The organism is Pseudomonas xantholysinigenes, from assembly GCF_014268885.2.
Lineage (GTDB): Bacteria > Pseudomonadota > Gammaproteobacteria > Pseudomonadales > Pseudomonadaceae > Aquipseudomonas > Aquipseudomonas xantholysinigenes.
The window spans coordinates 2,630,014-2,648,765 of sequence record NZ_CP077095.1; the positions used below are offsets into that span (position 1 = coordinate 2,630,014).

The 18,752-nt window shown below is 66.7% G+C and carries 16 protein-coding genes and 1 pseudogene; 7 read left to right on the forward strand and 10 right to left on the reverse strand.

Going from position 1 to position 18,752, the window contains the following annotated elements:
• From HU772_RS11865 to HU772_RS11875, 3 genes are read left to right on the forward strand one after another with little or no spacing between them, the layout of a single operon-like run.
• Positions 1-477, forward strand: a complete 477-nt coding sequence (locus tag HU772_RS11865) for a YbjN domain-containing protein (RefSeq protein ID WP_186662541.1) — start codon at positions 1-3, stop codon at positions 475-477.
• The gene (locus HU772_RS11870) at positions 474-1,430 is read left to right on the forward strand and encodes a peptidylprolyl isomerase (protein ID WP_186662540.1); all 957 of its coding nucleotides are present in this window, start codon (positions 474-476) and stop codon (positions 1,428-1,430) included. Before HU772_RS11865 ends, HU772_RS11870 begins: the two co-directional genes overlap by 4 nt.
• 57 nt (positions 1,431-1,487) lie before the next feature.
• On the forward strand, positions 1,488-2,450 hold the full coding sequence (locus tag HU772_RS11875) for a LysR family transcriptional regulator (RefSeq protein WP_186662539.1): 963 nt from the start codon (positions 1,488-1,490) through the stop codon (positions 2,448-2,450).
• 12 nt (positions 2,451-2,462) lie between these two features.
• Here the strand turns inward: HU772_RS11875 and HU772_RS11880 are convergent, their stop codons facing one another.
• Complete coding sequence (locus HU772_RS11880) at positions 2,463-3,074, reverse strand: LysE family translocator (RefSeq protein WP_186662538.1); 612 nt, start codon at positions 3,072-3,074, stop codon at positions 2,463-2,465.
• Between the two features lie 99 nt (positions 3,075-3,173).
• On the opposite strand from HU772_RS11880, the gene HU772_RS11885 reads away from it, so the two are divergent.
• On the forward strand, positions 3,174-4,175 hold the full coding sequence (locus HU772_RS11885) for a GlxA family transcriptional regulator (protein ID WP_186662537.1): 1,002 nt from the start codon (positions 3,174-3,176) through the stop codon (positions 4,173-4,175).
• Here HU772_RS11885 and HU772_RS11890 read toward each other — a convergent pair.
• The 6 genes from HU772_RS11890 to HU772_RS11915 all read right to left on the reverse strand — a co-directional run bounded on the left by HU772_RS11890 (position 4,142) and on the right by HU772_RS11915 (position 9,721).
• Positions 4,142-4,999, reverse strand: coding sequence for a CAP domain-containing protein (locus tag HU772_RS11890; RefSeq protein WP_186662536.1), 858 nt, complete (start codon positions 4,997-4,999; stop codon positions 4,142-4,144). The genes HU772_RS11885 and HU772_RS11890 overlap by 34 nt on opposite strands.
• A 171-nt stretch (positions 5,000-5,170) precedes the next feature.
• On the reverse strand, positions 5,171-5,776 hold the full coding sequence (locus tag HU772_RS11895; protein WP_186662535.1) for a cell wall hydrolase: 606 nt from the start codon (positions 5,774-5,776) through the stop codon (positions 5,171-5,173).
• 48 nt (positions 5,777-5,824) lie between these two features.
• Positions 5,825-6,742: an AEC family transporter gene (locus tag HU772_RS11900; protein WP_186662534.1), complete on the reverse strand. Its 918-nt coding sequence runs from the start codon at positions 6,740-6,742 to the stop codon at positions 5,825-5,827.
• A gap of 173 nt (positions 6,743-6,915) precedes the next feature.
• Positions 6,916-7,806 carry a LysR family transcriptional regulator gene (locus HU772_RS11905; protein ID WP_186662533.1) on the reverse strand — a complete coding sequence of 297 codons (891 nt, stop codon included), beginning with the start codon at positions 7,804-7,806 and terminating at the stop codon, positions 6,916-6,918.
• Positions 7,807-7,859: 53 nt separating this feature from the next.
• Positions 7,860-8,708: an ABC transporter permease gene (locus HU772_RS11910; protein ID WP_186662532.1), complete on the reverse strand. Its 849-nt coding sequence runs from the start codon at positions 8,706-8,708 to the stop codon at positions 7,860-7,862.
• Positions 8,705-9,721 carry an ABC transporter substrate-binding protein gene (locus HU772_RS11915; RefSeq protein WP_186662531.1) on the reverse strand — a complete coding sequence of 339 codons (1,017 nt, stop codon included), beginning with the start codon at positions 9,719-9,721 and terminating at the stop codon, positions 8,705-8,707. The genes HU772_RS11910 and HU772_RS11915 overlap by 4 nt, the downstream gene beginning before the upstream one ends.
• 181 nt (positions 9,722-9,902) lie before the next feature.
• Here HU772_RS11915 and HU772_RS11920 point away from each other — a divergent pair, with 181 nt between their 5' ends.
• A complete protein-coding gene (locus tag HU772_RS11920; protein WP_186662530.1) occupies positions 9,903-11,807 on the forward strand; it encodes a S8 family serine peptidase in 1,905 nt (634 codons plus the stop codon).
• 41 nt (positions 11,808-11,848) lie between these two features.
• Here the strand turns inward: HU772_RS11920 and HU772_RS25270 are convergent, their stop codons facing one another.
• Entirely contained in the window at positions 11,849-12,604 is a 756-nt protein-coding gene (locus HU772_RS25270) for a methyl-accepting chemotaxis protein (protein WP_437179615.1), read from the reverse strand.
• Positions 12,605-12,754: 150 nt separating this feature from the next.
• A pseudogene (locus tag HU772_RS25275) lies at positions 12,755-13,996 on the reverse strand (methyl-accepting chemotaxis protein); the annotation flags it as partial.
• Between the two features lie 262 nt (positions 13,997-14,258).
• On the opposite strand from HU772_RS25275, the gene HU772_RS11930 reads away from it, so the two are divergent.
• The gene (locus HU772_RS11930; protein WP_186662528.1) at positions 14,259-15,578 is read left to right on the forward strand and encodes a Na+/H+ antiporter family protein; all 1,320 of its coding nucleotides are present in this window, start codon (positions 14,259-14,261) and stop codon (positions 15,576-15,578) included.
• A 476-nt stretch (positions 15,579-16,054) separates the two neighbouring features.
• Here HU772_RS11930 and HU772_RS11935 read toward each other — a convergent pair whose 3' ends face one another.
• On the reverse strand, positions 16,055-17,062 hold the full coding sequence (locus HU772_RS11935) for a FecR family protein (protein ID WP_186661464.1): 1,008 nt from the start codon (positions 17,060-17,062) through the stop codon (positions 16,055-16,057).
• A 524-nt stretch (positions 17,063-17,586) separates the two neighbouring features.
• Here HU772_RS11935 and HU772_RS11940 point away from each other — a divergent pair.
• Positions 17,587-18,735, forward strand: coding sequence for a substrate-binding domain-containing protein (locus HU772_RS11940; RefSeq protein ID WP_186661466.1), 1,149 nt, complete (start codon positions 17,587-17,589; stop codon positions 18,733-18,735).
• The last annotated feature ends 17 nt before the right edge of the window (positions 18,736-18,752 follow it).

An 18,752-nucleotide genomic window follows, 5' to 3' on the forward strand; every position in this document is an offset into this window, starting at 1 on the left:
ATGACCGAAGTCACCCTGATCGAAACCGTTAGCGCCGACTCCCTGACCCAGTTGCTGCAGGATGCCGGCTGCCGGGTCAACCGCACCGAGCAGAACGCCGTGGTGCAACTGCTCAGCGCCAGCCAGGGCGTGGGCTATGCCGTACGTTTCGGCAATCGCGCCGTGGGCAAGGAAGGCGAGTTCCTCGACTTCACCTTCAGTTGCGCCCTGCGCGTCCAGGGCGAGCTGCCGGCGGGCCTGGCCGAGCACTGGAACGCCAGCCGCCGTTTCGCCCGCCTGTCGGTGCAAGGTGAGTTCCTGGTGATGGAGCAGGATGTGGTGGTCGCCGACGGCGTCAGCCAGCAGCATCTGCTGGGCAGCCTGGTGCTGTGGGACCGGCTGCTGCAGGAACTGATCGTCTACCTGCGCGACTACAGCCGCAACGTTGCCGACCAGCAGCCCGCCCAGGTCGCCCAAGACCAAGAGCGCGCCTCGTGACGGCGCGCACCTTCTGGGCCAGCGCCGGTGCGCTGGCCGTGGTCGCGGTGGCGGTCGCCCTGGCCTTGCGCCCGGGCGACGAACCGGTGGCGGCGGCGCGCGCGACGTCGCCCGCCGCCCTGGTGGCCACCGACAACGGCCCGGTCCTGGCGCGCCTTGGCGAGCAGCAGGTGGGCAGCGGCGAACTGAAGGCGTTGTTCGCGCAACTGCCCGAAGAAGCGCGCGCCAACCTGCGTGGCGATCGCCCGGCCCTGGAAGCTTGGATCCGCGCCCGCCTGGCAGAAAAGGCCCTGTACCAGCAGGCCGAGGCCCAGGGCTGGCTGCAACGCCCCGAGATCCAGGTGCAGACCCGCGCCGCCACCGAGCAGATCGTCCTGCGCGACTACCTGAACTCGGTGAGCAAGGTCGCCGACGACTACCCCAGCGAGGCTGAGCTCAAGCAGGCCTACGAGGCGGGCAAGGCCGGCTTGCAGTTGCCGACCCGCTACCGCCTGAGCCAGATCTTCCTGCGGGTGGACAACCCGCGGGATGACGAGGCCGTGCGCAAGCAGGCCCAGGCGCTGGCCAAGCAGGCCCAGGCCGCCGATGCGGACTTCGCTGCCTTGGCCCGTGGCCACTCCCAGGATGCCGGCACCGCCGCCAACGGCGGCGATACCGGCCTGCAGGCCCTGGCGCAATTGCTGCCCGAGGTGCGCGGGGTGGTACCGAAGCTCAAGGTGGGCATGGTCAGCGACCCGGTGCAGAGCGCGGCGGGTTACCACATCATCAAGTTGGTCGAGCAACAGCCCGCCCGGGCGGCGACCTTCGATGAGGTGGCGCCGCGCTTGCGCGAGTTGCTGCGTGCCCAGCGCCAGGAACAGGTGGCCAAGGCCTATGTCGAGGGCATGTTCGACACCGCCACCCTGAGCATCGATGGCGCGGCGCTCAACCAGGTGCTGGAGAGCAGCCGCTAGTCCTCAACAACCATGGATGAATCGGGCCTGCCCAGGCGGGCCCGTGGGAGGCGAGGGATGCCGATCGATCTGTCCCGGGGGCGACCCCCGGAAACCACCCTGCCTGTCGTTCGCCCCCAGGTGCCGTTGGCCCTGGATGAACAGACACGCAACTGTTTTCTGGTCACCGCCCGCTGCGGCTGCTTCATGCAGGCGGCGCGGCGCTTGAACCTCAAGCCGGTGGCACTGCGCAAACGCCTGGCGGCGCTGGAGGCGCGCCTGGGCTACGGCCTGTTCGTCAACCGCAACAACAACCCGGTGCTCAGCCAGCAGGGCGAACGTTTGCTGATGGCGCTCCAGGCTTGCGAGCCTGCCGCGCCGCTGGCGCCGCCACGGGAAGAGGGCGTGCGGGTGCGCCTGGCGGTGGCCGAACCGTTGTTGCAGGACCTGCTCGGGCGCAACCTGATCAACTTCGTGCGCCAGCATGCGGGCATGCGCCTTGACGTCGCCACGCTCGATGGCCGCCAGGGCGCGCAGCCCGACGCCGATATCGCCTTGTGGCTGGGCGACCTGCGCCCAGAAACCAGCGCGCCGGACGCTGGCGCGCCCGAGGCACTGGCCACCCTGGACTATCTGCCGCATATCGCTAAGCGTTATGCCCGCGAGGCGAATCGGCCGAACAGCCTGTCCGACCTGCAGGACTACATGCTGGTGCAGTGGCAAGGGCAACTGGATATCGTCGCGCTGGCGCCTTGGCAGGCGCTGCTCCAGAGCCGTAGGGCCGGGGTAACGCAGATCCAGGACTACGAAATGTATTGCCAACTGATCAAGTGCAGCGCCAGCGTCGGTTTGTTGCCGCATTATGCCGGGCACCTGGACCGTGGCCTGCTGGCGCTGCCGGGGTTGTTCGCCGAGCCGATGCGCCGGCGGGTATGGCTGGCGGTCAATGCCGAGCGCGAGACCGATCCGCTGGTGCAGGTGATGGTCGCGGCGATTCGCGCCGCATTCGAGGAGCGACGCGAGTGGTTTCGACCGCTGTGAGCGCGCCAGGCTTCAGCGGCCCAGCGGCAAGGCCACGCCGATCAGGGCGAACAGGCCGCCGCAGCAACGGTTGAAGCCGCGGCCGCCTTTGGCCAGCCAGGGGCGAATGCGAAACGCCAGGCGCGCCAGCAGGTATTCGACCAGGCACTCGACGCTGGCGAAGGTGGCCGCCATCACCACGAACTGCACCAGCAACCCACGCTGTGGGTCGATGAACTGTGGCAGGAAGGCGCCGTAGAACAACAGCACCTTGGGGTTGGCCATGGCCGACAGGCAGCCCTGGCGGAACAGCTCGGCGTTGCTCAGCCGCGGCCTGCCCTGCAGCGGCTGCAGGTGTAGCGCCGGAGCGCGCCACAACTGGATCCCCAGCCACAGCAGGTAGGCGCCGCCGACCCACTTGAGCACGCTCAGCAACGAGGCCGAAGCCTGCAGCAGGGCGCTCAGGCCGAACAGGGTCAAGGCGATCAGCGCGCTGAAGCCGAACACGCCGCCGACGATGGTGAACAGCGTGCGCCGGGCGCCATACAGCGCGCCGTGGGTCAGGGCCAGCAGGCTGTTGGGCCCGGGAGTCAGGGACAGGCCGATGCTGGCCAGCAGGTAGATGAGCCAGGTGTCGAGTGCCATGTTGCGTTGCCTTGTGTCGATTCAGGGCGCCAGTGTAGGGCATGGCGACGAATCGACAGGGTATGATCTGGACATTTAGTGGTTATATCTGGACATGTAATGACGCCCGACCTGCGCCTGATGATCCTGCCCTTGCCGGACTTCGCCTTGCTGCCTTTTGGCGGCTTTCTCGACAAGCTGCGGTTTTCGGCCGATGACGAGGACTACAGCCGCCAGCGCTATTGCAGCTGGCGCATCCTCGGGCTCGACGCCACGCCGGTGGCCTCGAGCAGTGGCGCGGTGGTGCAGGTGGAGGTGACGGCGCAGCAGGCCGACTGGCGCGAGGTCGACTATCTGGTGCTGTTCGGCGGGCGCAATGCCGCGGCCACCGCGGCGCTGGCCCCACGCTACAAGGGCCTGCTGCGCCAGGCCGCGAAGGCGGGCGTGAAGCTGGTGAGCGTCGACAATGCGGCGTTCCTGCTGGCGGCCTGTGGCCTGCTGGAGGGGCACAAGGTGGTCTTGCACTGGCGCCACGAGGCCGAGTTTCGCGCCAGCTTCCCGCACCTGCAGGTGCAGACCGAGCAGTTGTACTGCATCGATGGCACCCGCATCACCTGCGCCGGCGGCACCGCCGCCATCGACCTGGCCGTGGCCTTGATCAGCCATGCCAGTGGCCGGGCCCGGGCACTCAAGGGCCTGGCCGACATGCTGGTGGACGAAAGCCGCGACAGCCGCCATGCCCTGCGCTCGCTGGAGCTTGGCCCTGAGCAGGGGCGCGTGGTGCAGCGCGCCACGGCGTTGATGCGCCATCATCTGGCGGCGCGGTTGAGCATCGAGGCGCTGGCGGCGGAGCTGGGCATCAGCCGGCGTCAGCTCGACCGGCAGTTTCATGCCAACCATGGCATGAGCGCCAAGGCGTGGTGGCTGGAGATGCGCTTGCAGCAGGCACGCTGGCGGCTGCTGAACTCAAGCCACAGCCTGGCGCAGATCGCCGACGAGGTGGGCATGACCGATGCCGGCTACCTGGGCAAGTGGCTGAAGCGCCGCTTTGGCTGCACGGCGCAGGCGTTGCGCCGGCCCGCAGCGGCTTACTGTGGCGTGCCGAACATCGCGGTCCAGTAGATCCCGGCATCGCTCTTGGGGTCCATCGCATAGGCCGCGCCCAATTCGCGGAAGTCCGGGTTCATCAGGGTTGCGCAATGCCCTGGGCTGGCCAGCCAGCCGTCGACCACCTTGCGCGCGGTATCGCGCCCGGCGGCGATATTCTCGCCAATCTGCCGGTACAGGTAGCCGGCCAGCTCCGCGCGGTCGCCCGGGGTACGCCCGTCACGGTCGATATGGTCGAAGAAGTTCTGGTTGGCCATGTTGCGCGTGTGGTTGGCGGCGACGCCGGCCAGGGTGGTGCTCCAGGCCAGCGCCGGCGCCGCGGCATAGGGTTGGCCGCCGCACTGGCGTGGCAGGTTGCGCGCGGCGTTGACCTCCTGCAGCAGTTTCTGCCCTTCGGCCTGCCAGTCGCCCAGGCGCCCGCTGAGCAGCGGGCGGGCCAGGACGATGCGCCAGTCGCGACCTTCCTGGCTGACGCCGATATCGACGAACTGCGGGTCGAGCACCACCTGGCAGAAGCTTTCCTCGACAGCTTTCATCGCCGCCTTGGCGTCACGCGGCCCGGACAGGCTGATGGCCTGCACGTTGACCATGGGGTAGGCGGCGCGGGTCATGGCCTGCTGCAGGTCGCGGGTGCCTTCCGGCGACAATGCCAGGCGCGTGTCGCTGCTCAGCGGTGGCAGCTCCAGCGACGCTTCGCCGCCACAGCGCTGGGCCTGGCTGCGGTAGGCGTTGATCGTATCGATCAGTTGCGCTTCTTCGCCGGTGAAGGCCTGGGCGCCACTGCTAGCGAACAGGCCCAGCGTCAGGCCGAAGAGGCAGGCAACGGATGGGACGCGCATGTGGATCTCCCTGTAACTGGCAGCGTCTGGGTCTGCGCTGCTCATCCTACACAAGCGCGGGGCGTTTGGCCCGGCGATGTGCACTGCGTTGAACGTGCCCGGCAATCGATTGCCAGCGGCAAAAGAGGGAGTAGACCGCCAGTGTCTGGGAAAGTGCCATACGGCCATGGTTCAGCGTGCCAGCGCGGTATTGGGCCGGTAGAACAGAAAGTGCGTGGTCTCGGCGGTCTTGCGGTAGGCCTTGGCCCAGTCCGGGTGCACCGAGCGGTCGTGGAAGTACAGCGCGCCGCCGGTGGGGTCCTTGAGCTGCTGGTTGAGCGCCTTGCGCGCGATTTCCTTGGCCACCGCGTAGCGCTCGGCTTCCTCCACCTGGTCGGGGCGCCCGTCGCACCACCAGGAAAACTGGCAGCTCTTGCTTTCGACGCCTTGCTTGACCACCGCGCAGATGCTGTCGGGGAAGCCCTCGTGGCCGAGGCGGTTGAGCACCACGCTGGCCACCGCGCTCATGTCCTGTGCGTCGGCGCCCTTGGCTTCCCAATAGAGGGTGCGGGCCAGGCAGGTGATGCTGTCGTCCATCGGTGACTGTCCCGCGGGGTCGACGGCCTGTACTTCGCTGGGCTTGAGGGTTTCCTGCGGTTTGGGTGGCGGCGCGTCTTCGACGACCTTTTCCTCCAGTGCCTGCGCCTTGTCTTCGGCGACGGCGGCCTTCTGGCTGTCGGCGGCGGGCAGTGGGCTGGCAAGCAGGGACAGGCCGAACAGCATCCAGGCAAGGCGCATGATCGAGGTTCCGTAGGGTGGGCTGTACCTGAGTCTAGCCAAAGGGCTTCAACCCAGGGTCAGGCTCAACACCAACGGCAGGGTCGCGGCGGCGGCGACGGTCTGCAGGGCGATGATGGTCGCCATCAGCGGTGCATTGCCACCCATCTGCCGCGCCATCACGTAGGACGACGAGGCGGTCGGCAGCGCCTGGAACAGCACGGCCACCACTGCCGCCTGGCCGCCGAGGCCAAACAGCCGGCACAGGCCCCAGGTGGTGACGGGCATGACCAGGAACTTGAACAGCGAGGCGGCCAGCAGTGGCTTGACCTGCTGGCCCAGGCGTGCGCCGCCCAAGGCTGCGCCGACGCACAGCAGGCCCAGGGGCAACGCGGCCTGGCCAAGGGCCTTGACCGTCGGCTCCAGCCCTGCCGGCAAGCCAAGGCCGCTCACCCGCAGTAGCAGGCCGCCGGCGCAGCCGACGATCAGCGGGTTGGCGAAGATCGCCCTGAGCACCGTGGCCGGCGAACTGTGGCGCGCGCTGAAACGGGCGAACACCAGCACGCAGAGCAGGTTCACCAGCGGCACGATGGCGGCGTTGGCCACCGCCGCCAGGGCGATGCCGGCGCTGCCGTAGATGCCCGCGGCGAGGGTTGCGCCGATGTAGTTGTTGAAGCGCACGCCGCCTTGGAACACCGAGGTGAAGTCGGCGCCGTCATGGCTTGCCGCGCCTTGGTAGAGCACCAGCAGCAAGGCGCCGAGCAGGGTCGAGAGCATCAGTACGCCGACCATGCCCAGAACCGGCACGCCATCGAGGTTGGCGGTAGCCAGGCCGTGCAGGAACAACGAAGGCAGCAATACGTAGTAGCTCAGGCGTTCGGCGCCGGGCCAGAAGCTCTCGGCGAGAAAGCCGCGGACCCGCAGCCAGGTACCCAGGGCGATGAGCAGGATGATCGGGACAAGGGTGGTCAGCAGCAGGTGGAGCATGGCGGGCGGTCCGAGAACGGGTACCGGCACAGGGTAGCGGAGGTCAGCGAGCAGAAAAAACGGTGTTTTCTTTATCCACTGTTGAGAAAAACTGCAGGGTTGCAGGGGCCGCTTTGCGGCTCTTTCGCGGACAAGCCCGCTCCCACAGGGGTATTGGTTCCCTGCGTGGCCTCCTACTGGGATTGCATCGCCCCTTGATCCAAGGCCTCCAATGCCGTCTTCAGCACCGCGCTCAAATGTCGGCGCTGGCTTTTCTCATGTTCGAGCAACACCATGCGCCGGGTCAGCTGCGGTTCGCCAAAGGGCAGCACACTGGCCTCTGGCAAACGCGCCAGGTCGTCATCGCTCATGGGAATGATTGCCACGCCCAGCCCCATGGCGGCCATGCGGGCCAGGGCTTCCTGGCTGTCCAGTTCCATCTGCTCGCTGACTTGCAGGCGCTGGCGGCGCAGCTCCTGTTCGATCTGCCGGCCTGCCCAGGCGCGCTTGTCGAAGCGCAGGAACGGCTGGCTGGCCAGCAGCTGTGGCAGGCTCTGGCCTGCCAGTTCGGCGCTGGCGATGGCCCAGAAGCGGTCCTCGAACAACGGCTCGTACCGCAGGCTCTGCGGGTAGGGGCTGACCGGCTCGGTGGTGATCGCCGCGTCCAGCTCGCCATCTTCGACGCGCCGGGCCAGTTCCGCCGACATGCCGGACACCACGCTGACATGCAAGTGCGGGTGGTGGGCCTTGATCCACACCAGCGCCCGTGGCAGCCGGCGGGCGAGTACCGTGTGGATGGCGCCGATACGCAGACGGCCGCGCAGGCCCGGGCCGCTGGCCAGGGTGTCGGCCAGTTCGTCATAGGCGGCCAGGATCCCTTCGGCCCGGGCCACGGCGAGCTGGCCGGCCTCGGTCAGCACGACCTGGCGGCGGCTGCGGTCGAACAAGGTGACCTGCAACTCGTCCTCGAGGGTCTTGATGTGCAGGCTCACCGCCGACGGGGTCAGGCTCAGCAGGTCGGCGGCGCGGGCGAAGGTGCCGTGACGGGCGATGGTGACCAGGGTGCGCAGGGCTTTGAGGGACACGCGGGGCAGGCTCCGGTGGGTGGCGTGGCGGACACCATACGCGAATACTCGGCTCAGCGCCTGGGCTGCCCGTAGGCCTGGCTGATGCGGTCGATGACCATGGCCAGCGCCACGATCGCCAGGCCCGCCTCGACACCTTGGCCGACATTGAGGGTCTGGATCCCGGCCAGCACGTCTTCGCCCAGCCCGCGGGCGCCGATCATCGAGGCCACCACCACCATCGACAGGGCCATCATCACCGACTGGTTGAGCCCGGCCATGATACTGGGCAGCGCCAGCGGCAGGGCGATGCGCCGCAACCGCTGCCAGCGCCCGGCGCCCAGGCCGTGGGCGGCTTGCAACAACGACGGATCGATCTGCGCCAGGCCCAGTTGGGTCAGTCGCACCAAGGGCGGCAAGGCATAGATCAAAGTGGCGAACACCGCCGGCACCTTGCCCAGGCCGAACAGCATCAGCACCGGGATCAGGTAGACGAAAGCCGGCAGCGTCTGCATCACGTCGAGCACCGGCAGTAGCAGGCGCCGGGCCAGCGGGCGGGTGGCCAGGAGAATGCCCAGCGGCACGCCGAGCAGCACGCACAGGCCGGTGCTCACCAAGACCAGGGCCAGGGTCTGCAACAGTTTGTCCCAGAGCCCGAGCACGCCGATCAGCATCAGCAAGCCGGTCAGCCCCAGGGCCCTGGCCAGGCTGCGGCTGGCATGCCAGGCCAGCAGGCCGACCAGCAGCAACAGCAGCCACCAGGGCAGGGCGCGCAGCAGGTTCTCCAACCCCACCAGAAGCTGCAGCAACTGGTCGGAGACGCTGCGCAGGTGATCGCCGTAATGCAGCACCAGCCAATCGACCAGCTGGTTGACCGAGGATGCGAACGAAAACTGCAGGGCTTCGGGAAAGCCGCCGCTCACAGGCCGGCCTCGACCTTGGCCGCGTTCTCGGCCGGCAGCCAGGCTTTCCACACCTGTGGGTTGTCACGCAGGAAGGCAATCGCAGCGTCGCGCGGTTTCTGCCGGGTTTCGCTCATGTGGGCCAGGGCCTTGTTCAGGGTGGCAATGGGCAGGTCGACCTTCTCGAACACCGCGACCAGTTGCGGGTAGTTGTCGCGAAACGCCTTCGACACGCCGATGGAAAGCTTGGCTGGCAGCGAGCGGCTGCCTTTGGGCCGGGGGTTGGCGGCATCGGTCAAGGTGGCCCAGGCCGCGTCGTCGAAGGGCGGTTCTTCCAACTGGACCAGGTCGTAGCGGCCCATCAGCGGCGTGGGGCTCCAGTAGTAGAACAGCACCGGCTGGCCACGGCGGATGGCCGAAGCGATCTCGGCGTCGAGGGCGGCGCCGGAGCCGCTGCGAAAATTGTTGTACAGGCCATCCAGGCCATAGGCCTTGAGCTTCTGACTGTTGACGGTCTCGGAGGTCCAGCCACTGGGGCTGTTGAGGAAGCGTCCCTTGCCGGGGGCTTCGGGGTCCTTGAATACCTCGGTATAGCGCTTGAGGTCATCGACGCTGCGCAGGTCCGGTGCCAGAGGCTTCAGGTTGCGGGTTGAGTCGCCCTTGATCACGTAGGCCGGCACCCACCAGCCTTCCTCGGCGTGCTTCACGGTATCGCCCAGGGCGAAGACCTGGCCGGCCTGTTCGGCCTTGACCCAGGCAGGACTGCGCCCAGCCCACTCTTCGGCGATCACCTGCAAGTCGTTGCGTGCCAGGGCGACCTCCATGCTGACGGTGCTGCCGGGGAGGGTATCAGTAGGCAGTTCATAGCCATGCTCGACGATCAGGCGCAGGATTTCGGTGGTCAGTGCACCGCTTTCCCAGCCGATGGCGCCGAAATGGATGGGAGCGGGTTGTTCGGCCGCAGCCGCGGAGTCGGTGGCGGCCAGACCGAGCGCCAGCAACAGGCCGGCCAGCAGGATGGGGAGCTTGTTCATCGACGCCTCGTAGGTGGCTGGTCCGTGAGGGAGCAAGTGTAGACCAGCGGCCCTGGCGGAGTGCCGAAGGGAATGGCTTCGCTCTGCTACGGGCGTAGCTGTGCAGCGATCCTAGGTTGGGCTTGCGCCTGATCATGGCGCACCTGATGGCTCAGTCAACCGTAAGACAAGGAATGGTACGGTGAGTATTGATATTGAATTTACCTATTTTCGTAACTTTCGTTTCGACGGGAAATTGCACGTTCGCGGCCTGGGCAAGGACCTGGACAAAGTGGATAGCATTCGTTACCTATTACGCAGTGTGGGCCCGCAGGGGCCCAAGCGCCTCTCGGAAAAGGTGGCGCCCGCCCACGCGCGCACTGGCAAGCTGGCTGACCTGGGGTGCCCGGCAGTGTTCACGGTTGCCCAATCGCCAGGCCAATACACCATCACCCCGCATGTCACCTTGACCGCGGCGGCGGGGGGAGGCGAGCAGCGTCTTGCACCACTGGCGTTCACCATTGTCGAGGACGAAACCACCCGATCGATTCTTGACACGGTGCCATTGATCGGTTTCAGCGAGCGCCAGCGGCGCTCCGCCGAAAGCCGGCGTGCCCCCTTCGATGCCCTGCTCGAGGACAACCCTGGGATCAACCAGCAACCGGCGTTGCCCGCTCTGGTGGTGGAATTTTCGGAGAATGGGCTCGAGCAGTTCCGCCAAGCGTTGCAACCGGGCTCGCAATCGTCGCTGCTCCAGGCTTGGCCGACGCTGGCAAGCCTTGTCGATCCGCAACCCTATCACGCTGCAAATGACCTGCCTGCGGCACTGCGGCGCTTTCACCTGGTCGCGCATCCAGCGGGTTTGGCGAATGACGCTTATCTGGCGCTATGCAGCGCCCTGGCTGCGCTGGACTATGTCGAGTCAGCCCAGTTGCTGCCGACCCTGGTTGAGTCGTCCTGGTTGTCGGACCGGGTCGAAAGGCTGCGGCTTTTCGATGTGCTGCTTGACCTGTCGATGATGCTCATCGGCAGTGTGCCCGTGCGCTCTTCGATGGCTCCGCCCCCGCCCCCGACCCCGAACTTCACCCACCTGCAAACCTACCTTGATGCGCCGGACAGCGCCACGCGCGGTCTGAATATACGTAGGGCCTGGGCTGGTCAGGTCAATGGCAAGGGCGCGCGGGTGCATTTGATTGACGGTGGCCTGTTCGCCAACCACGAGGACCTGCGCAGCAACCCCGACCTGCATGTCATATCGCTGGGGGACAACGACGACCCACGTCATGGCACCGCCTCGATCGGGATACTCGTGGCGAACCCGGACAAGGTAGGGATCACCGGGATCTGCCACGGCAGCGAAGTACGCCTGCATCATGCCCGCGCCGAAAATGCCCAGGGCGAATCGCTGGCGCTACTGGGGCTGCACGAACAGGTAGCGGCGGGGGATATCGTGGTGATTCCACAACAGATCCGGGATCTCGCGACCCCTGGAACGAACCTGCCTATCGTGCATAACAAGGTGTTCTGGGCACACCTGAAACTGCTCGCCGAACGCGGCGCGGTGGTTCTTTGCGCGGCCGGCAATGGTCATGAACGGGACCATGAGCGCACGGGGGCAAGGAAAGACGAAGGGGTTGATCTTTCGTCCGGACGTTTCTACTCCGATCATGGGGACGCCAATGTGATACTGGTGGGGGCCTGTGATTCGACGACGGGCAAGGCCCATGAGTTTTCCAATCATCATTATCCGCACCGCATGCTCAACGCCTGGGGTGACGGTGTAGTGACCCTCAGTTTTGGCGACCTGCAGGACAGGCCAGGCGATGATCGGGACTACACCTCGCGCTACGGCGGTACCTCCAGTGCCGCGCCCATGGCGGCTGGCGCAATGAGCCTGATTCAGTCGTATGCGATGCGCGAGCACCATATCTACCTGGACGCCGATCAATTGCACTTGCTGGTCATGCAGTCCGGCTACAGCGACGCCACGCTGCCCGACACGCTGGTGCTGCCCATGGGGCGCCGGCCGAATGTGGAGGCGGCGTTGATATTGCTGGACCGAACGCTCGGCGCAGGGCGCTTCCACCCGGCCAGGATCGAACTCTGAATCCCATGCTGCGGCCGTTCCCTGGCCGCGGATGAATGGGCTTAGACGCGGAACTGGTCCATCAACCCCTGCTGCTGGTTGGCCAGGCTGTTGAGCGACTGGCTGACCCGCGCCGATTCGTTGGCCTGGCCGCTGAGTGATTCAGTGACGTCGCGGATGGTGGCGACGTTGCTGTTGATCTCCTCGGCGACCGCGCTCTGTTCCTCGGCGGCGCTGGCGATCTGCAGGTTCATGTCGGTGATCACGGTCACCGCCTGACCGATGCGCTGCAGCGCGCTGACGGCCTGGCCGACCTGCTCGACGCCGCCCTGGGCCTGGCGGTGGCTGCTGTCCATGGCGCCGACCACCTCCTGGGTGCCGGCCTGCAGGGCTTCGATCACCTGGCGGGTTTCTTCCACCGATTCCTGGGTGCGGCGCGCCAGGTTGCGCACCTCGTCGGCGACCACGGCGAAGCCGCGCCCGGCTTCGCCGGCACGGGCGGCCTCGATGGCGGCGTTGAGCGCCAGCAGGTTGGTCTGCTCGGCGATCGAGCGGATCACCTCGAGCACCGAGCCGATCTTCTCGCTGTTGTGCGCCAGACCTTCGACCTGGGCCATGGCGCTGCTCATGTCGGCGGCCAGGGTGTCGATGCTGGTGGTGGTGCGGTCGATCACCGCCAGGCCTTCGCGGGTGGCCTGGTCAGCTTCGCGGGCGGCCTGGGCGGCCTGGGCCGCGCTGCGCGCGACGTCCTGGGCGGTGGCGCTCATCTCGTGGGAGGCGGTGGCGACCTGGTCGACCTGACGGTATTGCTGCTCCATGCCGGCGCTGGTCTCGGCGGCGATGGCCGCGGACTGGTCGGCGGTGCCCCGGGCGGCCTGCACCGAGCGCTTTACCTCGGCGATGGTCGGTTGCAGCTTGTCGAGGAAGCGGTTGAACCAGCCGGCCAGTTCGCCCAGTTCGTCGCGCTTGTCGTACTGCAGGCGGCGGGTCAGGTCACCTTCGCCGCTGGCGATGTCCTTGAGCATGGCGGCCACGCCGAGGATCGGCCGGGTCACGCCGCGGGCCATGAGCCAGACCAGCAGCAGACCGGCGATGGCAGCGCCCAAGCCCAGGCCGAGCTCGAGCAGGGTACCGCTGGTGTTGAGGGCGTCGAGCTCTTGCTTGAGAGCCTCGGCCGGGCCGGTCAGGGCGTTTTCCGGCACATCCAGCAACACGCCCCAAGGCTTGGCGCCAGGGATCGGCTCGAAGGCCGCCAGCACTTTCAGGCGCTCTTGGTCGTGCAGGATCTGCAGCTTGCCCTCGGCGAGCTTGCGGATCAGTTCGGCGCCCTGGCGTGGGTCGACCTGGTCGAAGCGCTGGGCCAGCTTGCCGGCGTCGGCACTGTAACCGGCCAGCAGGCCGACCGGGCTGAGGATGCCGACCGTGGTGCGGCCTTCGTACAGGCCGCGGCTGGCGGCCTGGCTCAGGGCCTGCAGGCTATTGAGGTTGATGTCGATGGACAGGGTGGCGATGACCTTGCCGTTGGCCTTGAGCGGGAACACGATGCTGGTCATCAGCACGCGTTGGCCGTCGATGTCATAGAAGTAGGGCTCGACCACGCACACCGCGCCGGTGCTGCGCGGGCACACCCACCAGGTGTTGGCCGGCTGGCCACTGGGGCCGATCTCGGTGTTGGCCATGTCGTGCTCGGGCAGGGCCATCGAGGTCAGCTGGCCGGCGCGCGGTTGCGACCAGTACAGGGCGAAACGCCCGGTCTCGTTGCTGCCCAGCTCGCTCTGCCCGGCGAACAGTTTGTCCTTGCCGTCCAGCGCGCCCGGCTCGAACACCAGCGACAGGCCAAGCAGGTCAGGGTTGGCCTGTAGCGCGGCGCGCACCTGGGCGGTCATGTCCTGGCGCAGGTCGTAGGCGTCGAGGAAGCGTTTTTCCGCCTGTTCGCGCAGGAACAGCACCTGGCGGGCGAAGCCGGCGCCGTACTGGTAGGCGTCCATGAACTGGCGGCGAATGTTCAGGGCCTGGACTTCGCCCTGGGATTCGATGCGCGACTGGGCCGCCTCGGTGAGCATCTGCATGCTACTGGCCTTGACCAGGTCCGAGCTGTGGTCCATGCGGTACAGCGAAAGGCCGACGAGCAGGGTGACGATGGCTGCCAGGCACAGGCCCGCCAGCAGGGTGATCTTCCATTGGATGGAGAGTTGTCGCAGCAAAGGCATGGGGAAAATCCCTTGTAATAGGTTTGATGCTGCCGACTGTGTCGGCCTGCGCGGATTTTTCTTTATTCAAACGTTCAATTTAACCCTGCGACTTTCGTCTAGCCCCGCACGGTATCCGCTGTGCAGAGCTTTTTGACTTATGCCCGCCCGTGCTTCAGAGTGTGCGCCCTTCATAACAACATCCCCTGGTCCGGCCACTGCCTGCGCGCAGCTTGTCGCCGGAGCGTCCCGCTTTTGTCTGTCGTAACGAGGTTTGCACACCATGAATGCAGTGATTGCCGCGGTCGGGCTCATGCTGGTCCTGAGCCTGTCCCGCGTGCATGTGGTCATCGCGCTGATCATCGGCGCCCTGGCCGGGGGCCTGGTCGGTGGACTGGGTATCGAAGGCACGCTCAAGGCCTTCAATGGCGGCCTGGGCGGCGGCGCCACGGTGGCGCTGTCCTATGCGCTGCTCGGCGCCTTCGCCGTGGCCATCGCCAAGTCGGGCCTGGCCCACGCCCTGGCCGACCGGGCGCTGGCGATGATCGACCGCCAGGGCCATGCCGAAGGTGGCAAGGTCAAATGGCTGTTGATCGGGCTGATGCTGGTGGTGGCGGTGTCGTCGCAGAACATCCTGCCGATCCATATCGCCTTCATCCCGTTGCTGGTGCCGCCGCTGTTGTACGTGCTGACGCGCCTGCGCATCGACCGCCGGCTGATCGCCTGCGTGATCACCTTCGGCCTGATCACCCCGTACATGTTCCTGCCCGTGGGTTTCGGCAACATCTTCCTCAATGAAATCCTGCTGGCCAACGTCGCCCGCGCCGGGGTCGACGTGAGTGGGGTCAATGTCACCCATGCCATGGCTATTCCTGCGGCCGGCATGCTGGCCGGCCTGCTGCTGGCGGTGTTCTTCAGCTATCGCAAGAAGCGCGACTACGACCTGGCGCGCATCGAGCAGGTCGAGCAGGTGAGCGTGCAGTACAACCCGGTGACCTTGCTGGTGGCCGGCGTGGCCATCGCCGCCGCGTTCGTCATCCAGCTGTGGCTGGACTCGATGATCATCGGTGCCATGGTCGGTTTCCTGATTTTCTCGCTGTCGGGCATCGTGCGCTGGAAAGACACCGACGACCTGTTCACCGAAGGCATGAAGATGATGGCCATGATCGGCTTCATCATGATCGCCGCCTCGGGCTTCGCCGAAGTGATGAAGGCCACCGGCGAGGTGAAGTCGCTGGTCGAGGCCTCGGCGCAGTGGATCAACCACAGCAAGGGCGTGGGCGCGCTGTTGATGCTGCTGGTGGGGTTGCTGGTGACCATGGGCATTGGCTCGTCGTTCTCCACGGTACCGATCCTGGCGGCGATTTTCGTGCCGCTGTGCGTGCAGCTGGGCTTCGATCCATTGGCTACCGTGTGCATCGTCGGTACCGCCGGTGCTCTGGGCGACGCCGGCTCACCGGCATCCGACTCGACCCTCGGGCCAACCTCGGGGTTGAATGTGGACGGCCAGCACCACCATATCTGGGACACGGTGGTACCGACCTTCATTCACTACAACCTGCCGTTGCTGGCGTTTGGCTGGCTGGCGGCGATGTCGCTCTGATCAGGGGCTTGATCTGATCCCGCTTGTGGGCGCCTGGCACCGGCTGCGCCGGTGTTCGCGGCTAAAGCCGCTCCCACAGGGACCGCGCCGACCTCGGGGCATGCCCCACACCTGTGGGAGCGGGCTTGCCCGCGAAGCAAGCGATGCGGTGCCTGGCACCGGCTGCGCCGGTGTTCGCGGCTAAAGCCGCTCCTAGAGGGACCGCGCCGACCTCGGGGCATGCCCCACACCTGTGGGAGCGGGTTTACCCGCGAAGCAGGCGACGCGGTGCCTGGCACCGGCTGCGCCGGTGTTCGCGGCTGAAGCCGCTCCCACAGCGACCGCGCCGACCTCGGGGCATGCACCACACCTGTGGGAGCGGGCTTGCCCGCGAAGCAAGCGATGCGGTGCCTGGCACCGGCTATGCCGGTGTTCGCGGCTAATGCCGCCCCCTCAGGGATCGCGCCCAGGTGAGACGTGCCGGTAAGAAAGTGCGATCAGCCGCGTTTCGGTGCCGGCACTATGCGGTTGAGCACCGTGCTGCCGTCCTTGCTGCGGGTGAGGTAGACCGGCAGCACCTTGGGCAGGGTGTCGACCAGGCGCTCGACCTCGGCGGTGTTGTAGATACCGCTGATGCGAATGTTGCCGGTGCCCTCGTCGGCCAGGCGCAGGGGCTTGTCGAGGTAGCGGTTGATCACCGGCAGGGCCTGGCCCAGGCTCAGGTTGTCGAGCACCAGCTTGCCGCTGCGCCAGGCCAGGCTGGTGGCGTAGTCGTTGCTCTGGGCCAGCTCGGGCTCGAAGTCGCCCAGGTGGTAGCTGGCCTGCATGCCCGGCCCCAGGCGATAACCGCCGCTGTTGCCGTTGCTGCTGACCAGCACCGAGCCTTCGACCAGGGTGACTTTGACCTGATCCTGATACTTCCACACGTTGAACTGGGTGCCGGTGACCCGGGTCTGGCCGTTGGCGGCTCGGACGATGAACGGGTGGCTGCTGTCGTGGGCGACCTTGAAGAATGCCTCGCCTTTTACCAGCGTGACGCGGCGTTCGTCCTTGTAGTTCAGGAAGCGCAGTTCGCTGTTGAGGTTGAGCTCGACGCGGCTGCCATCGCTCAGGCGGATCTGTTGGCGTCGCCCGTCGGTCTCGAAGTGCTGGTAGCTGTCCGGCAGCCAGCCTTGCTCCCAGCCCACCCAACCGGCCAGGGGCAGGGCGAGCAGGGTGATGGCCGCGGCCGTGGCCAGGGGCTGCCAGCGGCGCGCACGGGACCGGGGCGCCGTTGCTGGCTTGAACGCGAGCACCGGGGCACGGCGCGGCAGCAGATCGGCGGTTTGCCAAATCTCCAGCATCGCCTGGTATTCCTCGGCATGCCGGGCGTCGGCCGCTTGCCAGTGCTCGAAGGCCCGCTGCTCGGCCGCCGTGCAATCTTCGGCGTGCAGGCGCATGCACCAGTGCGCGGCGGCATCGGTGATTGCATCGTCTTCGCTGGGGATAGGGCGGTCGTGGTTCATTGCGGCTCCCGGTTTTGCCGCATTCTACCCTTGGCGAGGGGTTCCGAGAACGAGTTAATGGCGAATGACTATCAATTATGCAGAAATTCGGCGTATCTGCGGTTAGCTTGCATCTACGCTGGCGCCGTGGCGAAAGGGTTCGCGCGCGACCGCGGCTGGTTGTCGCAGCTCACAAACGCAGCGCCAACATGCCATGGGGTCCGGCACTGCCTGCGCGGCCCTGAAACTTTTTCAGCGCCTCGGCCGAACCTCCCGAGTGTCCCGCGCGCCATCCTCCAGAGCGCCACCGCCCGCCCTCGTTGACGATCCTTCGCCAGGCCCCGGCAAGGCCGGCCAATCCCCCGCGCGACACCCGAGCTTTTACCCCGCGAACTCCCGATGTTTTTTCCTTTGGCTGTCACCACAAGCTGCGAATGTGGCCTCCGTGGACAGGTCACCAGCCCCTCTGGATCAGGGGATACGGCTCTGGCCACCGCTATGCGCGACCCACTCAACGTACGAACACGACGATAGGAGATTGCTTCATGTTTAAGCGTACTGTGATCGCCGCCTCCCTGGTGGCTGCTACCCTGGCTTCGGCTCAATCCATGGCTGCTGTTGTCGGTGGCGGCGCTACCCTGCCTGAGCCGCTGTACAACGGCAAGGGCGCTCTGCCAGGCATCCTGCCTGCCGGCTTCAGCTACACCGGTGTCGGCAGCGGCGGTGGCAAGACCGCGTTCCTGACCAACGCCCCGGCCTCGATCAACCAGCCTGCCGGCACCAACGTCGACTTCGCCGGTTCCGACTCGGTGCTCAGCGCCAGCGAGCTGTCCACCTACAACAGCGCCAAGCTGGCCACCTGGGGCAAACTGATCCAGGTTCCGGCGGTCGGCACCTCGGTCACCATCCCTTACAAGAAAGCGGGCAACACCACCCTGCAACTGAGTGGCGCCCAGCTGTGCGCGGCCTTCTCCGGCTCGGCCACCACCTGGGGCGCCTTGCTGGGCACCAGCGACAACACGCCGATCACCGTCGTCTACCGCTCCGGCAGCAGCGGCACCACCGAGTTGCTGACCCGCTTCCTGAACGACTCCTGCGCGTCGAACTTCAGCGTCAGCAGCACTTTCACCAGCGCCAAGGTCGGCAGCATTCCAGCCCACTGGAAAGGCGTTTCGGGCAGCGGCGACGTGATGACCCAGATCAACGCCATCGACGGCAGCATCGGCTACATCAGCCCTGACTACGTCACCCCGGGCAACAACGCCGTGGTTGCCCGTGTCAGCAAGGCCGCCATGGCTGCCGGCACCGCGCCGCTGCCAACCGCCGCCAACGCCCAGACCGCCCTTGGCACTGTCGCTGCGCCGACCGCCGCCAACCGCGCCAACCCAGCGGCCTGGGTACCGACCTTCGGGGCTGGCGGCAGCCCGATCCCGACTGCAGGCTACCCGATCGTTGGCTACACCAACCTGCTGGTTGGCCAGTGCTACCAGGACGCCGCCGACGCCAGCGCGCTCAAGGGCTTCCTCAACGACCTGTACAGCGGCAACAAGTCGACCCTGATCACCGCCCACACCTTCGTCAACCTGCCGACCGCTTTCGCCGCCGAAGTCAAGAAGGTGTTCCTGGACAACGCCTACGGCGACGGCCTGGACATCAACAACGCCTCGGTATGCAACGGCATCGGCCGTTCGTGATGCCTGCGCGGGCCTGA

Bases quoted from the DNA above. Each gene is read 5' to 3' on its own strand.
- HU772_RS11900 (WP_186662534.1), bottom strand. From the start codon at position 6,742: ATGCTCCACCTGCTGCTGACCACCCTTGTCCCGATCATCCTGCTCATC.
- HU772_RS11885 (WP_186662537.1), top strand. From the start codon at position 3,174: ATGACGCCCGACCTGCGCCTGATGATCCTGCCCTTGCCGGACTTCGCC.
- HU772_RS11875 (WP_186662539.1), top strand. From the start codon at position 1,488: ATGCCGATCGATCTGTCCCGGGGGCGACCCCCGGAAACCACCCTGCCT.
- HU772_RS11890 (WP_186662536.1), bottom strand. From the start codon at position 4,999: ATGCGCGTCCCATCCGTTGCCTGCCTCTTCGGCCTGACGCTGGGCCTG.
- HU772_RS11865 (WP_186662541.1), top strand. From the start codon at position 1: ATGACCGAAGTCACCCTGATCGAAACCGTTAGCGCCGACTCCCTGACC.
- HU772_RS11880 (WP_186662538.1), bottom strand. From the start codon at position 3,074: ATGGCACTCGACACCTGGCTCATCTACCTGCTGGCCAGCATCGGCCTG.
- HU772_RS11940 (WP_186661466.1), top strand. From the start codon at position 17,587: ATGTTTAAGCGTACTGTGATCGCCGCCTCCCTGGTGGCTGCTACCCTG.
- HU772_RS11915 (WP_186662531.1), bottom strand. From the start codon at position 9,721: ATGAACAAGCTCCCCATCCTGCTGGCCGGCCTGTTGCTGGCGCTCGGT.
- HU772_RS25270 (WP_437179615.1), bottom strand. From the start codon at position 12,604: ATGGAGCAGCAATACCGTCAGGTCGACCAGGTCGCCACCGCCTCCCAC.
- HU772_RS11930 (WP_186662528.1), top strand. From the start codon at position 14,259: ATGAATGCAGTGATTGCCGCGGTCGGGCTCATGCTGGTCCTGAGCCTG.
- HU772_RS11895 (WP_186662535.1), bottom strand. From the start codon at position 5,776: ATGCGCCTTGCCTGGATGCTGTTCGGCCTGTCCCTGCTTGCCAGCCCA.
- HU772_RS11935 (WP_186661464.1), bottom strand. From the start codon at position 17,062: ATGAACCACGACCGCCCTATCCCCAGCGAAGACGATGCAATCACCGAT.